The sequence below is a fragment of the Streptomyces sp. NPDC045470 genome, from assembly GCF_040646595.1.
Taxonomy (GTDB): domain Bacteria; phylum Actinomycetota; class Actinomycetes; order Streptomycetales; family Streptomycetaceae; genus Streptomyces.
Genome location: NZ_JBEZAN010000003.1, coordinates 320,528 through 336,174 on the forward strand (window position 1 = coordinate 320,528; position 15,647 = coordinate 336,174).

General features: G+C 72.2%; 10 protein-coding genes. 7 read left to right on the plus strand and 3 right to left on the minus strand.

From position 1 onward, the window contains the following. Nucleotide 1: 1 nt before the first annotated feature. From AB0A97_RS11780 to AB0A97_RS11800, 5 genes are read left to right on the plus strand one after another with little or no spacing between them, the layout of a single operon-like run. Nucleotides 2-1,810 carry a GMC family oxidoreductase gene (locus tag AB0A97_RS11780; protein ID WP_361147915.1) on the plus strand — a complete coding sequence of 603 codons (1,809 nt, stop codon included), beginning with the start codon at nucleotides 2-4 and terminating at the stop codon, nucleotides 1,808-1,810. A gap of 1 nt (nucleotide 1,811) precedes the next feature. After that, a complete protein-coding gene (locus tag AB0A97_RS11785) occupies nucleotides 1,812-2,942 on the plus strand; it encodes a cupin domain-containing protein (protein ID WP_361147917.1) in 1,131 nt (376 codons plus the stop codon). Between the two features lie 12 nt (nucleotides 2,943-2,954). After that, nucleotides 2,955-4,208, plus strand: coding sequence for a hypothetical protein (locus AB0A97_RS11790; RefSeq protein ID WP_361147919.1), 1,254 nt, complete (start codon nucleotides 2,955-2,957; stop codon nucleotides 4,206-4,208). Continuing rightward, the gene (glgX, locus tag AB0A97_RS11795; RefSeq protein ID WP_361147921.1) at nucleotides 4,208-6,241 is read left to right on the plus strand and encodes a glycogen debranching protein GlgX; all 2,034 of its coding nucleotides are present in this window, start codon (nucleotides 4,208-4,210) and stop codon (nucleotides 6,239-6,241) included. The genes AB0A97_RS11790 and glgX overlap by 1 nt, the downstream gene beginning before the upstream one ends. Nucleotides 6,242-6,285: 44 nt before the next feature. Further along, the gene (locus AB0A97_RS11800; RefSeq protein ID WP_361147923.1) at nucleotides 6,286-6,804 is read left to right on the plus strand and encodes a DUF2165 domain-containing protein; all 519 of its coding nucleotides are present in this window, start codon (nucleotides 6,286-6,288) and stop codon (nucleotides 6,802-6,804) included. Between the two features lie 23 nt (nucleotides 6,805-6,827). Here the strand turns inward: AB0A97_RS11800 and AB0A97_RS11805 are convergent, their stop codons facing one another. The 3 genes from AB0A97_RS11805 to AB0A97_RS11815 all read right to left on the minus strand — a co-directional run bounded on the left by AB0A97_RS11805 (nucleotide 6,828) and on the right by AB0A97_RS11815 (nucleotide 11,880). Next, nucleotides 6,828-7,298: a hypothetical protein gene (locus AB0A97_RS11805; protein WP_361147925.1), complete on the minus strand. Its 471-nt coding sequence runs from the start codon at nucleotides 7,296-7,298 to the stop codon at nucleotides 6,828-6,830. A 57-nt stretch (nucleotides 7,299-7,355) separates the two neighbouring features. Continuing rightward, nucleotides 7,356-8,531, minus strand: coding sequence for an FAD-dependent monooxygenase (locus AB0A97_RS11810; protein ID WP_361147926.1), 1,176 nt, complete (start codon nucleotides 8,529-8,531; stop codon nucleotides 7,356-7,358). Between the two features lie 133 nt (nucleotides 8,532-8,664). Then, nucleotides 8,665-11,880: a cytochrome P450 gene (locus AB0A97_RS11815; protein WP_361147928.1), complete on the minus strand. Its 3,216-nt coding sequence runs from the start codon at nucleotides 11,878-11,880 to the stop codon at nucleotides 8,665-8,667. Between the two features lie 105 nt (nucleotides 11,881-11,985). Between AB0A97_RS11815 and AB0A97_RS11820 the strand changes: the two genes are divergently transcribed. After that, a complete protein-coding gene (locus AB0A97_RS11820) occupies nucleotides 11,986-12,690 on the plus strand; it encodes a PAS domain-containing protein (protein WP_361147930.1) in 705 nt (234 codons plus the stop codon). Between the two features lie 83 nt (nucleotides 12,691-12,773). Continuing rightward, nucleotides 12,774-15,635 (plus strand): peroxidase family protein, encoded by a 2,862-nt coding sequence (locus AB0A97_RS11825; protein ID WP_361147932.1) that lies wholly within the window; start codon nucleotides 12,774-12,776, stop codon nucleotides 15,633-15,635. Nucleotides 15,636-15,647 lie beyond the last annotated feature (12 nt).

Genomic DNA, 15,647 nt, shown 5'->3' on the forward strand with positions numbered 1-15,647 from the left:
CATGGACGAGGAGAGCGCCGAAGTCGTCGTCATCGGCAGCGGCGCGGGCGGCGCGCCGCTCACCCATACGCTCGTACGGGCCGGCCACCGGGTGGTCGTGCTGGAGAAGGGGCCGCTGCTGCGCACCCAGGCGCAGAGCCCCACCGGCCTGTCGGACTTCAAGCGCGACGAGTGCTTCGCCACCGGGTCGGAGAAGCGCATCACCGTGCAGGGCGTGGCCAACACCGGCGAGTCGTACTACTCCGCTCACGTGGAACCGGACCTGAACGACGAACCGCACGTCTACCGCGACAGCGACGGCCGGGACCGGGTCACCATCGAGGGCTACACCGCCCAGGTGGTCGGCGGCGGTACCCAGTTGTACGGCGGTGTCTCCCCCCGCTTCACCCCCGAGGACCTGCGGCTGGCCACCCTCAACGCGTCGCGCGGCGACCTGCGCGACGACCCGGACGGCGAGGTGCGCCGGGAGGCCCGTGACTGGCCGCTGGACTACGCCGCGCTGGAGCCGTACTACACCAAGGCCGAGGAACTCGTCGGCATCAACGGGACCTGGGACGGGCAGGCCAAGGTCCCGTCCCAGGACCACTACCAGCCGCCGCTGGAGCCCAATCCGATCAGCGCGTACGCGGCCGCCGGCATGGACGCGCTCGGGATGCGCCGCTACCGCACACCGCTCGCGGTGATCACCCGCGACCACGCGCCCAGCGGCCGTACGGTGCCCGCCGACGCCGACACCGTCAAGACGGCGTTCGTCAACCGCTACGGCGATCCGCTGGGCCTGAAGTCCAACGTCTGGGTGTCGCTGCTGGCGCCGCTGCATGGCGCCGACGGCAGCGGCGGCCTGGACCTGCGGGCCAACTGCACCGTCACCCACCTGGAGGCGGACGGCCCGCGTGTGACGAAGGTGCACTACCGTGACCCCGGCGGCCGCCCGCGCACGCTCATCGCCGGCACCGTCGTCGTGGCCTGCTCGGCCATCGAGTCCGTACGGCTGCTCCAGCTCTCCGGGCTGCTCGACCCGGCCTTCGACAAGCGCGTCAACGCCAACGGCCTGCTGGGGCGCTACTTCCTGACGCACTGCTTCGGCGGCGCCCAGTGCATCGTGCCGGAGCGCGCCGACAAGTCCAAGACGCTGGACTCGGACTGGGCCACCGACCACTGCGCGCGCCCCGAGTGGTTCCGTGCCCAGGGTCTGTGGGCGGGCGGCGTGATCTACAACAACACCTCCGACGGCGCCCTGCCCATCTCCCTCGCCCGCACCTGGCACGCGATGGACATGGACACCATGTGGAAGGGCTACCTCTACGACACGAGCCTCGTCGGCAACGGCTTCGAGGACTACCTGGAGGAGAGCTTCGGGCGGCGTCTGTCCGTGGCGTTCATGGCCAACCAGGTACCGCAGCGGGAGAACCGCATCGAACTGCATCCGAGCGTCAAGGACAAGTGGGGCCGCCCGGTCGCGTACATCATCAAGACCTGGCACCCGCACGACCGGGTGCTGATGGACACGCTCGCCGAGCAGTGCCGGCAGATCCTGGTGCGCGGCGGTGACGTGCGCGACGTCAGTTCGGGGTCGGTGGGCGGTTCGGTGGTACGGATCGCCAACCATGTGCTGGGCGGTGCCCGGTTCGGCACGGACGCCCGGGACTCCGTCCTCGACCCCGACTGCCGGGCCTGGAACTTCGACAACCTCTACGTCACCGACGGGGCGTTCATGCCGACCTCGGGCAGCGCCAATCCGACGCTGACCATCGAGGCGAACTCCTTCCGCGTCGGCGACGCGCTGCTGGACAGGGTCGGGAGGCCGTGACATGGACAGCCGCTTCGACGAGGTCCACACCCACCCCGAGAACGAGATCTTCCGCGTCGTCTTCTACCCGGACCGGATCTACCACGCCCGCTACCTCAACGCCACCCGCTCCTCCCGCTACCGCTACTACGTCGCCGAGGTGCGCGGCTCGGCGGACGGCACCGCCATCAAGGGCGACGTCTTCCTCGGCGGCACCAAGCTGTGCCCGATGCTGCGCATCGAGTACTCCGGCATCCGGCTCGTGGAGCAGGCCAGGGAGTTCAACCGGCGCCTGGGGCCCCGTACGAAGGCGTGGCTGAAGGTCACCGGCGAGGACCCGGCGGACTCCGCCGAGGCCATCGTGACCCTGCACTGGGACCCGGTGATCGGCGCGTACGCGACGGAGATCTGGGAGACGCTGGAGCCGCCGGACGGCACCGCGCACGACCACCGCGTCCTGCCGCTGATGGGCTGCAACGCACCGATCACTCGGGTGCCGCAGCTTTCCCCGCTGCTCGGCTCGGTCTCCGAGGTGGCGATGGCCTTCCGTGAGGACGGCGTGCTGTACCCGACGGGCCAGCGGCTGGGCAACCCGCAGTGGGACAACGCCTACCTCCGCTCCCACCAGGAGCCGCGCACCCAGGAGCCCAGCGACCCCCGCAACACCGTCGCCGACAGCAACTACCTCCTCGACTTCCAGCGCGGCTTCTTCATCCCGGACGCCGCGCAGATCCTGCCGGTCACCTACCGCAACGCCATGACCGACGAGGGCAATCCGGAACGCCGGGACGACAACATCGTGCAGATGCGCTGGCTGTTCCAGCGGGAACTCGGCAGCGACCTGGTGTTCTTCCACGAGGTGACGGTGCCGCCGGGCGCGGTGGAGGGCGCCCACCGGCACATCGGCTCGGAGGAGCTGTACTACGTCGTCTCCGGCACCGGCACCGCGTACATGAGCGACGGCGACGACCCGACGACCGCCGCCTACCCGCTGGTCGAGCGGCCGGTCTTCGGCATCGGCCCGGTCAAGTGCCGTGAGCTGCCGGTCAAACCGGGCAGCGTGCTCTACACCAAGAGCGGCGGCGTGCACGGCATCCGCAACCCGGGCACCGAGCCGCTGAAGTTCGTCGCGTTCCTCTACCACACCACCTGAGGCGGTCCCGCGATGCCCAAGATCGTGCACACCGACTCGGTCTTCCGCGTCGACCCGGTCAAGCCCCCGGACTACGCGGAGGCCAACCCGCTGCTGAAGCTGCTGAGCCTGGTCGAACGCACCCGGTTCGCCGCCGAACGCGAGCTGTACGAACCCGCCTCGCTCCAGCACCTGTTCCCGCTGCGCACGCTCCAGTTGTACGGGCCCGCCTCGCCCGACCAGGACCAGCTCGACCCGGCACAGCAGGACGACAGGACCGATTTCCAGAAGCAGAACGTCCGCGACTTCACCCTCGCCGACACCCGGGCGGTGCGCGGCTGGGCCGAGATCGGTGACTGGCGCGGCCCGTTCCTCCAACTGTCCTACCGGGGCGGCCCGGACTCCGCGCTGTGGCGCGAGGCCGGTCAGCTCGGCGACGCCATCGGCTGTGTGCTGTCCGTCCAGGGCAGCCGCCCCCTGCCGGTCCGGGTGCCGTACGACGAGGAGACCGACTTCTACACGATCGAGCTGTGGGGCCGGGTCGGCGACGGTCTCCGCGACCTTCTCGGCCCACGCGGCCGGACGGCGCTCGACTCCGGGCTCCTGCAACCGCGGCCGGATCTCGTCACCGGCCTCGGCCAGGACTTCCACCGCGACCAGATGACCAACCAGGACCTGCGGCTGGTCGCCCCGCGGCACGCCATGCACCCCGTGCTCCCCTGCTACATCGACGTGCGCTGGACCGCGAGCCCCGACGGCGCGGGCTCGGCCGACCCGCCCTCCGGTTCGGTACGCCTCGGCTTCGAGATGAAGATCCGCGGCTGGGACAACTACCTCGGCGTCGGCACCAGCCCCCACCCGCACGGCGGCGTCGGCTTCCTCGAATACCGCACGCTGTTCAGCGAGTACGGCCGCTGGGCGGGCACCGACGACCTGCGGCGCACCCTGGAGCCGTACAACCTCGACGCGTTCGGCCGCAAGGGGCACCCGAGCGGCGACGTGGAGCCGTTCCTCGCCGTCACCTACATGGACCTGCACGTCCTGGACCCGGCCTGCGGCATCGGTCTGCACCGGCACCGCGACAACCAGGAGGTCTTCCTGATGCTGGAGGGCGACGGGCTGATGGTGGTCGGCGACTGGGCCGACTCCGGCAGCCGGGTGCGCTCCTTCGAGGTGCGCCGGCTGCCCGCCGGGCACCTCGCCCTTCTCAAGGGCGGCAACCTGCACGGGCTGATGAACCCCGCGGACCAGCGGGCCTCCCTCTTCATGTTCGGCGGTTACGACTGATGGCTGTCTCCCCGACCTCCCCCGCCCCCGGCGACCCGTACCGGCTCGGTGCCCACGGGGACGGCTCCGGCACCTCCTTCGCCGTGTACTCCTCGGCGGGCGCGTACGGCGGCTCCGTCGAACTGTGCCTGCTCGACGAAGGCGGCGAGCGGCGGCTCCCGATGGCGGTGGACTGCGACATCTGGCACACGTACGTCCCGGGCGCGGGCCCCGGCCAGGGCTACGGTTACCGCGCGCACGGCCCGTTCGCCCCCGCACGCGGCGTGCGCTTCGACCCGTCCAGGCTGCTGCTCGACCCGTACGCGAAAGCCTTGAAGCCGACGGGCACGCGCACGCTGCTGCCCCTGGTCGCCGACACGGCGTTCGACTGGGGCGACGACCGGCCGCCACGCCACCCGTGGACCCGGACGTTCCTGTACGAGACGCACGTCAAGGGCCTGACCGCGCAGCACCCCGAGGTGCCGGCGCCCCTGCGTGGCACGTATGCCGGGCTGGCGCATCCCGCCGTCACCGGGCACCTGAACCGCCTCGGTGTCACGGCCGTGGAACTGATGCCGGTGCACCAGTTCCTCCCCGAGCCGTTCCTCCTCGACCGCGACCTCACCAACTACTGGGGCTACTCCACCATCGGCTTCTTCGCCCCGCACGCCGCCTACAGCTCGACGGGCCACGAAGGCGGCCAGATCACCGAGTTCAAGGCGATGGTCAAAGCCCTGCACGCCGCCGGTCTCGAAGTGATCCTCGACGTCGTCTACAACCACACCGCCGAAGGCCCGCCCGACGATCCCGCCCTGAGCTTCCGCGGCCTGGCCAACGAGATCTACTACCGCCTGGACCCGGCCGACCCGTCCCGCTACGTCGACACGACCGGCACCCGCAACACCCTCGACGCGGGCCGCCCCGAAGTACTGCGCCTGATCATGGACTCGCTGCGCTACTGGATCACCGAGATGCACGTCGACGGCTTCCGCTTCGACCTGGCCGCGACCCTGGCGCGCCAGTACGGCTACGTCGACCGGCTGGCCGCCTTCTTCGGCCTGCTCTACCAGGACCCGGTCGTCGGCCGCGTCAAACTCATCGCCGAACCCTGGGACGTCGGCGCGCCCGACAGCTACCAGGTGGGCCGCTTCCCGCCCGGCTGGAACGAGTGGAACGACCGCTACCGCAACACCGTGCGCGACTTCTGGCGGGGCCGTCCGGCCGTCGGCGACCTGGCGAGCCGGATCGCCGGCTCCTCCGACCTGTACGCCCCCGAACGCCGCGGCCCTGACGCCTCCGTCAACTTCCTCACCTGTCACGACGGCATGACCCTGACCGACCTGGTCACCTACGCGCACAAACACAACGAGGCCAACGGCGAGCACAACCGCGACGGCACGGACGACAACCGCTCCGCCAACTACGGCGTCGAAGGCCCGTCCAGGGACCCGGCCATCGTCGCCGTACGCGAACGCCAGCGCCGCAACATGCTCGCCACCCTGCTCCTCTCCCAGGGCTGCACGATGCTTCACGGCGGCGACGAACTCGGCCGTACGCAAGGCGGCAACAACAACGCCTACTGCCAGGACAACCCCACGAGCTGGTACGACTGGTCGGTACCCACCCCCCTCACCGACTTCGTGCGCCGGGTGGTCTCCCTGCAACGCGACCACCCGGTACTCCAACGCACCAGCTTCCTGACGGGTTCCGGCACTCCACCGGACATCGCCTGGTACGACCGCGAAGGCCGCCCGATGACCCCGGCCCGCTGGGACGACCCGGCCACCCGCTTCCTCGCCTTCCTCCTCGCCGGAGACCACGCGGCAGCACCGGACACCGACCTCCTCGCGCTCCTCAACTCCGGTGCGGACGCGGTCGGCTTCGCCGTGCCCGGGCGGACCGGCGCGGTGTACGAAGTGGTACTGGACACCACCGCGCCGGACGGCGCCCCGGCGGCCTCGGCCACGCTCAGGACGGGCGACGTGTGCACCGTCCCGGCCCGCACGGTGCTGGTGGCGACGGCTGAGCTGCCGACCGGCCGACGGCACCCGTAAAGTGCCCGGGACAGCACTTTCACCGCAGGCCAGGGAGAACCGGAATGCCGATACGCGCCACCAGACCGCTCCAGGCCCTACCGCTCGCCGCGACCGTGCTCACCGGCACGGTCGCGCTCTACATGGCGCTCGTCGCGTTCGGCAACATCACCGACTTCGGCACCAACCAGGCCTTCGTCCAGCACGTCCTCGCCATGGACACCACCTTCAAGGACCCGGACCTGATGTGGCGGGCCGTCGAGTCCACCACGCTCCAGAACATCGCGTACGTCCTGATCGTCGCGTGGGAGACGGTCGCGGCGCTGGTCCTCGTCGCGGCGACCGTCCTGGGGGCGCGCGAACTGCGCCGGGGCTCGGGCTACATCGGGGCGCGCCGTGTCGCCACCGCCGGGCTGCTGATGGTGCTGCTGCTCTTCGGCGCGGGCTTCATCGCGATCGGCGGCGAGTGGTTCTCCATGTGGCAGTCCAAGACCTGGAACGGCCTGGAGGCCGCCACGCGCAACTTCGTGGTGGCGGGGGTGGCGTTGGTGGTGGTGCAACTGCGGGGGGCGGAGGAGCGGTAGCCGGGCACGGGCCGGCCGCCCGCTCAGACGTAGCGAGGGGCGTCCTCGTGGTCCGCGTCGCAGATCTCCTTGGCCGTGCTGTGAATCCTCGTCGGGCCGTCCGGCGCATCCCGGCGGAACAGCACGCCGGACCGGTCGACGCGGTGCCAGAGGTCGTCCTCCGGGTCGAAAGGCGCGCACCGGGTGACCTGAAAGCCGTCCGCGGCCAGCTCGGCGACCAGCCGGGAAATCTCCGGAACGGGTTCCCGGACGTACTGCCCCGGGGCGCTGGGCAGGGAGGCGACCCTGTCACCGGGCTCGATCTGCAGGTGCCAGAGGCGGCCCTTCGCGGTGAACCCCAGCTCCAGGTCGCCGTACAGGCAGTACACCGGGTCCGGAGATCGCGCGGCGAACGCCTCGGGCTCGCCCCACTGGGCCACCACGTCGCGGTAATGGACTCCGGGGGCGGCCACTCCCAGTACCCCTGTCCGCAGAAGCCCTGCGAGACCTGTCACGAAACATACTCCTCAACCTTGGGCGCGGCCCGGCTCGATCCTGCCGGCCACCGGCGCTCACCAGGCGATACGGTAGCCCGTCAGCCAGTCGTCGGCCCCATCGCCACCGCGCTCGACGCTACGCGGCAGCATCACGTCGCGGACCAGCCGCCGCACCGGCCCCGGCGCCGAGCGGCGGGCCATCCGTGCGCTGTGCGCCACCACCCGTTCCACGCGCGCGCGGCGCAGCTCCTCGTACGCGGCGAAGGCCCGTCGGGGCTCGTGCCGGTCGCGCAGGCACTTGGCGAGCACGACGCTGTCCTCGATCGCCATCGAGGCGCCCTGGGCGGCGTTCGGGGCTGCGGCGTGTGCCGCGTCGCCGATGATCACCATGGTGTCGGAGAACCACCGCGGGGTGGTGGCGAGGTCGTAGGCGTGCGAACCGACGATGTGGTCACCGGTGGCCCGGACGACGGCCGCGGCCGGAGTGCGGTCACCGTCGAGCAGCGCCGTGACCCGCTGCCGCCACTGGCCGGCCGTGACAGCGGCCAGGTCCTGCCGGGACCGCTCCGGCCCCGGCACGTTGGAGAACCACCACACCTCCCCGTCCGGCGCCGCCGTGCATCCGAAGAAGGCCCGCCTGCCGTAGATCATGGTGTACGTGTCGGGCGCGGACGCCGGTTCGACGTCGCGGGTGTAGCCGCAGACGGTGTGCTGGCCGGTGTAGCGGGGCCGGGGCGCCGCCGGGTCGATCAACTTGCGGACCACCGAATGGATGCCGTCCGCGCCGATCAGCAGGTCCCCCTCGGCACGGCTGCCGTCCGCGAAGGAGGCCACCACCCGGCGGTCGCCGACGGTCTCGGCGGCGACCAGCCGCTTGCCGTGCCGGACGGCGATTCCCCGGCGGCGCGCCTCGTCGTGCAGTACGCGGTAGAGGGTGGCGCGGGTGAGGGTACGGGGGCCCATGGCGGTCCCGTCGGAGGAGCCGGCGATGGCACGCTCGCCGAGCCGCTTGCCCGTACCACTGAGAAACTCCACCCGCTCGGCGGGAAAGGAGTTCGCCACGACCGGGCCATGGGCACCGATGACGCGCAGCGCCTCCAGCCCGTTGGCGAAGACGACGAGGAACGCGCCGACGTCGTCCGCGCCGGTCGGGTACGCCTCGAAGACCTCCGCGTCGATGTCCGCCTTCCGCAGAGCCATCGCGGTCACCGCTCCCGCGATGCCCCCACCGATGATCAGAGCCTTGGTCATGGCGCTCCCCCAGGTGAATCGGCCGCGGTGCGGAGGTCCGCTCCGCCCTCGTCCACCTTGCCGCCGGTCGGCGGCGGGAGCCAGACCCCGTGCGCGGGGCCGGCTCCCGCCGGGGGCGCCGTGGCGCCGGGTGTCACCCCGCCGCGTACACGTCCTCCACGTACCGTCCGGCGTCCGTCAGTTCGCGCAGCCAGGTCTCTGCCTGCTCGTCCGTGGCGCCCGTGCGGGCTGCGTGGAGCGCGCGGAAGGCGGCCCGTACGCCGGGGGCCATCCGGCTGCCGTCGCCGCAGACGTACACCCGTGCTCCGGCGTCCAGCAGTGCTCCGACCTCGTCGGCTTCGGCGGCGATGCGGTGCTGGACGTAGCGGCAGTCGTTTTCGGGGCGGGTGCTGAAGACCGGGCGGAGGGAGACCGCGCCGGCTGCTTCGGCCTTCCGTAGTTCGTCGGCGTGCAGGTAGTCGGCGTCGGGGGCGTCACAGCCGAAGTAGAGGAGCGCGGCGGGGCGTTGGCCGTCGGCGGTGGCCACGCGGTCCGCGATGGCGCCTCGGAAGGGGGCCAGGCCGGTTCCGGCGGCGACCAGGATGACCGGCGTCGGGTCGGCCGGGTCGAGGCGGAAGGCTTCCCGGCAGGGCTGGACGCGGGCCAGGACGGTGTCGCCGGGCCGGAGTGTGTGCAGGTGTCCGGAGCCGGTGCCGCCGGGGAGCAGCGAGACCATCAGGTCGGCATGGCGCGGGTCGATGGCGGGTGCGGAGGAGAGGGAGTAGTGGCGGATGCGCATGGCCGGCAGCAGGTCGAGGAGGACCGGCCAGGACAGCTCGCCGCGCAGGGCCGGGTACGCCTCGACCAGGTCGAGGACGGTGCGCGGGTCGTCGTCGGCGAGCGCTTCGAGGGCGGCGCGCTCGGGCGGACAGGGGTTGCGGACGGCGAGTGCGGCGCGTTGCTCCGGCGTGGGGCGGGCGCCCAGTTCCAGGTGGTGGGTGAGGAGGCCTCGTACGGTGAGGGGGCGGTCCACCGGAAGGGCGTCCCGGCTCGCACGGCCCGCTCCCGCGCGGATGTCGAGGACGGTGTCGAGGTCCACGCCCAGGACCCGTGCCGCGCGCTCCACGGCCGCCGTCCCGTTGGCGGGGAGCACGGCCAGGTGGTCGGCGGTGCGGTAGGTGACACCTTCGGGGAGGGCGAGGCGCAGGAAACGCTTGACGCGCGGGTGGCCGGGGGCGGTGAGGTCGCGGGCCTCGGTGACGGTCATCGGCTGGAGGCCGTGGCGGTCGGCGAGCGCGTCCAGCGGGCCGCCGGTGACCTCGCGGACGGTGTAGGACGCGTCCGTGGCATCGGCCGCCGCGCTCGCGCCGATGGTCGCGGGGTCGCCGTAGCGCACCAGCAGTTCGGTGCGGAGCGCGGCCGTGAACGCCTGGACGGCGCCGTTCAGGTCGCCGGACGCGTCGGCCTCGCCGCGCGGCAGCAGCCGCTCGGCACCCAGGGCGGCCAGCCGCTCGTCGAGCAGGGCCGGTACGCGCTGGTAGGTGGCGGCCCAGTTGCGGTCGCCGACGCCGAGGACGGCGTACGGTACGCCTTCGGCCTGCGCCTGCGCGCTCTCCAGCCACTGCATGAAGTGCGCCGCGTCGTCGGTCGGCCGGCCGTTGTAGGAGGCGGTGACGACGACGACCGGCCGGTCGGTGGGGAGGGCGCCGGCCGCGGCGTCCAGCGGGGCCACCTCGGTGGTGAAGCCGAGGCCGGTGGCCTGGTCGGCGATGCGTTCGGCGAAGTCGCGGCAGGTGCCGTAGTTGGTGCCGTGGAGGAGCAGCAGGCCGGTGTCCTGACGGGCCCGGGTGGGCAGCCCGTCGTCCGTACCGGGCTGCGTGCCGTCCGGCTCCGTCGCCCCGCCGGGCAGGACCGCCAGCGCGGCGCGCAGGGCCGCGCGGTCGGCGGGTGTGCGCCGGCCGAGGGTCATCGTGAAGCCGTCCGGCTTGAGGGTCAGGGTCTCCTTGATGCGCAGCCGGTAGTCCGCGTGGTCGATGAGGCGGTAGCGGTGCACCAGCATCGCGAGCAGCATCGTCGCCTCGTGCAGCGCGAACTGCCGCCCGATGCAGGCGCGTTCCCCCGTACCGAAGGGCTTGTACGCGTGCGGGGAGCGGGCCGCCTCGGCCTCCGGAGCGAACCGGGTGGGGTCGAACAGCTCCGGGTTGTCGCCCCACACCGGGTCGCGGTGCAGCATCGGGGTGAGGACGGTGACCAGCTGACCCGCCTTCAGCGGATAGCGGCCGCCGAGCAGGGTGTCCGCACGGGCCTGGCGGCTGAAGGCGGCGGCGGTGGGCCACAGCCGCAGTGCCTCGTTGAGGACCTGCCGGGTGAAGGGCAGCCGTCCGATGTCCTCGAAGGACGGGTCGGGGTCGGTGGCGTCGCCCCACAGTTCGTCCGCCTCCCGCTGGACCAGACGCAGCGCGGCCGGGTCCTTGAGCAGGTGGTGGAGGGCGAAGGAGAGGGCGCCCGAGGTGGTCTCGTGGCCCGCGATGAGGAAGGTGATGACCTGGTTGCGGATGTTGGCCAGGTCGAGGGTGGTGCCGTCGGCGGGGTGGGTGGCGCCGAGCATCAGCCCGAGAAGGTCATCGGAGCCGTCGGAGCCGCCGGGTGTCCTGTCCGCGCCGCCGCCCTCGCCCGTACGGGTGGCGATGACCTCGTCCACGACCGAGGCGAGGTAGTCGGCGTCGGCCCGGAAGGCGGCGTCCTGCTCGGTGTAGTCGCCGCCCGGCTCCCGGCCGAGGCGGGTCATGCTCCACTCCAGGCAGCGGACCATCGCCTCGACGAAGGGGTGCGGGGTGTCACGGGAGAACGACTCGAAGTCGAAGCCGAAGCCCGCCAGGCCGATGGTGTCCAGGGTCATGCGGGTCATGTCGTCGGCGACGTCCACGGGGGTCCCGTCGGCGGCGCGCCGGTCCCAGCTGCCGAGGACCCGGCGGGCCACCTTCAGCATCGCCGGGTGGTAGGTGCGCATCGAGCCGAGCGCGAAGGCCGGCATCAGGATGTCGTGCGCCTTGGCCCAGTTCGGTTCGTCGTTGTACGCGGTGAACAGGCCGTCCCCGGCGAACTCGCGGACGTTCTCCAGGGCGACCGCGATGCCCTTGGCGAAGCGCTCCTCGTCGGCCAGCTCGGTGACCAGTTCCAGTGAGGAGACGAACGTCGCCTCGTGACCGTGCAGCCGTCGCCGGTAGATCGGGCCGTGCTCGCGGACCAGGTCCATGGCCTGCTGGAGCGGGGTGGGGCTGAGTCCGGTGGCCGACAGGTCGACGACCGGCACCTCCTCGTACGGGCGCACCGCGCCGTCGACTGCTTCGAACGGGATCGTCTCGGTCATGTCTCCAGCGTGACCCGCCCGGTGTACCGTGCGACGCCGGGTAACTGCATGATTGTGCAGTGGTTTTTCGCTGTCCGCTCTTGCGGCCGGACCGGAGAAGGGGCAATGGACGAGGCGACGGCGGACGGCCCGGTGGGCCCGTGGCGCAACTACTTCCTGATCCTGCTGGACCGCATCCCGGTGCCGACCGCGGTGTGCACGGCGCACGGCGAGGTGCTGATCGCCAATCCCGCGATGGCCGCCGAGTGGGGCGCGGCGCCCGGGCAGCTGCGCGGCCGCAACCTGCGGGACCTCTTCCGGCCCCGTTCCCCGGCACAGATAGACCGGCTGGTCGACGCGCTGCGCCTGGGCCGCAGGTCCCGGTATCCGGTCGGGGTGCGCTGGCGGGCCGGGGCGGACGGCGGTGAGCGGGAAGGAGAGTTGACGGTGGACCCGGTCGGCGACCCGTCGGAGAACCTGCCCGTCCTGCTGGCCCTGCTGCGGGTCCACGAGGACACGCCGCCCGCCCAGGCCCCGGGGCGCGAGGCGGCCAGTCCCGTGGAGACCCGCATTCTCGCCCTGGCCGCCGCCGGTGCGACCACGGCCAGTATCGGCAGCCACCTCGGCCTCACCGTCGACGGCGTCAACTACCACCTCACCCGCCTCTCCCGCCGCTGGCGCGTGCAGGGCCGTACCGCGCTGGTCGCCAAGGCGTACGTGGTGGGCGTGCTGGCGCAGGGTGTGTGGCCGCCGGCGCCGGCGGAAGCGCTGTCGTCCGAGTCGCCGGAGGGCTCGGCCGCCGGCGACTGTCCCCTCCGCAAAGATCCATGAATCCGCCCGAAACGAACCCTGTCGGGCCGCGGAGGAGGCGAGTAGCGTCGGGCGCCCTTCTTCCGTACGGAGGGTGTCCTGCCATGGCCGACACCGTGAGTCACACGCAGTACGAGAGGTACGAGGGCGGCAGCCCGGAGGCGGAGCGGGTGGTCTTCGAGGAGCTGGCGCGGCAGCTGATGCGGGTGCAGCTCGCGAACCGGAAGGGCCGTGGGGCACAGGGCGTCGAGCGGGCCTTCCACGCCAAGGCGGTGCTGGGGGTGGAGAACGCCCGGCTGCGGTTCGACGAGCGGCTGCCCGCCGCGCTGGCGTCCGGTTTCGTGCGGCCGGGGGCGCAGTACCCGGCCGTGGTGCGGCTGTCGAACGCGAGCGGTACGGCGCAGGCGGACATCTCGCCCGATCTGCGCGGCATCGCCGTACGGGTGGAGGTGTCGGCGGAGGAGACGCACGATCTGCTCGCGACCAACTTCCCGGTGTCGCACGCGCGTGACGCGCGGGAGTTCGTGGCGTTCGCCCGGGCGATGGCGGGGGCCGACAGCACGTTGCAGAAGGCGTTCGGGCTGTTGGTGAAGCTGCCGCTGGCGGTCGGCTGGGGTACGGCGGCGCGGATGCGCCGCAACGTGCAGGCCGCCACCCGGCACGTGGTCGGTTCGCTGGCGCGCGAGACGTACTGGAGCCGGGGCGCGGTCATGTGGGGCGACGCGGGGCCGGTCCGTTACCAGCTACGGCCCGCGCCGGGCGGCGCCCCCGCGCCGCGGCCGGACCGGCACGACCCCGACCACCTGCGCCACGAGCTGGCGGGGCGGCTGGCGCTGGCCGACGTCGAGTTCGAGCTGTGTGTGCAGCGGTACGTGAGCGAGGAGCGCACGCCCATCGAGAACGGGGCGGCGCAGTGGCGGGAGACGGACGCGCCGGTCGTCCCGGTCGGGCGGCTGACCATCCCGCGGCAGGACGTGACCACCGCCGCGGCCCGCTCCGCGGCCCGCCGGGTGGAGGCGCTGGCGTTCAACCCGTGGCACACCACGGACGAGTTCCGTCCGCTGGGCAATCTGAACCGGGCGCGCAAGGCGGCGTACCGGGCGAGCGCCGGGCACCGGCTCGGCACCCGGTTCCGTACGGAGGAGCCGCTGCGCAACACCGTGATCGGGGTGCCCGTGCGCGCGGCCTTCCGGGTCGTCAACCGGTACGTGCCGTGGCACAAGCTGCCGCTGGACCTGAGTCTGCTCAACCTGGTGGCGCTGCGGCAGGCGCTGCGCCGCGCCAACCTCATCGACACCGAGGTCCCGGAGGCGCCGCCGCAGGCCGTGCCGGTGCCGGAGACGGTGGACGAGGGCGCGCGGACGGCCCGTACGTACGACGGTTCGTCCACCGACCTGTCGGAGCCCCGGATGGGCGCGATCGGCTCGGCCTTCGGACGCAATCTCCCGCCGGTGTACCGGCCGGACCTGGACCTCGTCCCGAACCCGGTCACGACGGCGCGCCAGTTGCTGCACCGTACGGCGTTCCGGCCGGCGCCCTCGCTGAACATCCTGGCCGCGGCGTGGATCCAGTTCCAGGTGCACGACTGGGTCAACCACCGGCGGTACAAGCCGGGCGAGCGGTCGGTGGAGATCCCGATGCCGCCCGGCAGCGCCTGGACGAACACGCCCGGCGGGCCGCCCGAGGACGTGATGCGGTTCGCCGAGAACATCGGTGTGGAGCGGCCCGGTGAGCCGCCGCTGCTGTTCACCAACACCACGTCGCCGTGGTGGGACGGCTCGGAGGTGTACGGCGGCGACGAGGCCACCGCGCGGTCGCTGCGCGAGCCGGACGGCGCCAAGCTGCGGCTGGAGGACGGGCATCTGCCGATCGGCGCGGGCGGCATCCCGCTGACCGGCTTCAGCGAGAACTGGTGGCTGGGCCTGAGTGTGATGCACACGCTCTTCGCCCGGGAGCACAACGCGCTGTGCGACGCGCTGCACGCCGAGTACCCCACCATGAGCCAGGACCGGGTCCACCACACGGCCCGGCTGATCGTCTCGGCGCTGATCGCGAAGATCCATACCGTGGAGTGGACGCCGGCGATCCTGGCCACCGAGGCCATCGACGTCGGCCTGAAGACGAACTGGCAGGGCCCGCCGGACAAGTGGCTGAGCAGGCTGGGACTGTGGCTGGTCGAGTCGCACGCGCTGCGCGGCATACCGGAGACGCTGCCGGACCACCACAAGGTGCCGTACTCCCTGACCGAGGACTTCGTCACGGTCTACCGGATGCACCCGCTGATCCCGGACGACTACGAGCTGCGCGAGCACCGCTTCGGGCAGCGCGTGGAGACCGTCACGTTCGACGACATCCAGGGCACGGCGGCCGAAGGGGTGGCCCGCAAGACCGGGCTGACCGACACGCTGTACTCGCTCGGCATCGCCCACCCGGGCGCGATCACCCTGCACAACTACCCGGAGGCGCTGACCCGCTTCGAGCGGGACGGGGAGATCATCGACCTGTCGGTGGTCGACCTCGTACGGACCCGGCGGCGCGGGGTGCCGCGCTACAACGACTTCCGCGCCGGGCTGCACAAGTCGCGGGTGCGCCGCTTCGAGGACATCAGCTCCGACCCGGAGACGGTCGCGCAGCTCAAGGAGGTCTACCGGAACGTCGACGAGGTCGACACCATGGTGGGGCTGTTCGCCGAGAATCCCCCGGAGGGCTTCGGCTTCAGCGACACCGCCTTCCGGGTCTTCATCCTGATGGCCACCCGCCGCATCCAGTCGGACCGGTTCCTGACCGTCGATTTCCGGCCGGAGCTGTACACGCCGCTCGGTATGGACTGGATCGCCCGCGGCGGCATGAACTCCGTCATCCTGCGGCACTGCCCGGAGCTGGCCGCGATGCTGCCGCGCGGCGCGACCGCCTTCGCGCCGTGGCGGCCGGTGCTCCCGGGGCGCGGCGGCGGCGCGGGTTCGTGAGGGGCGCGGCCG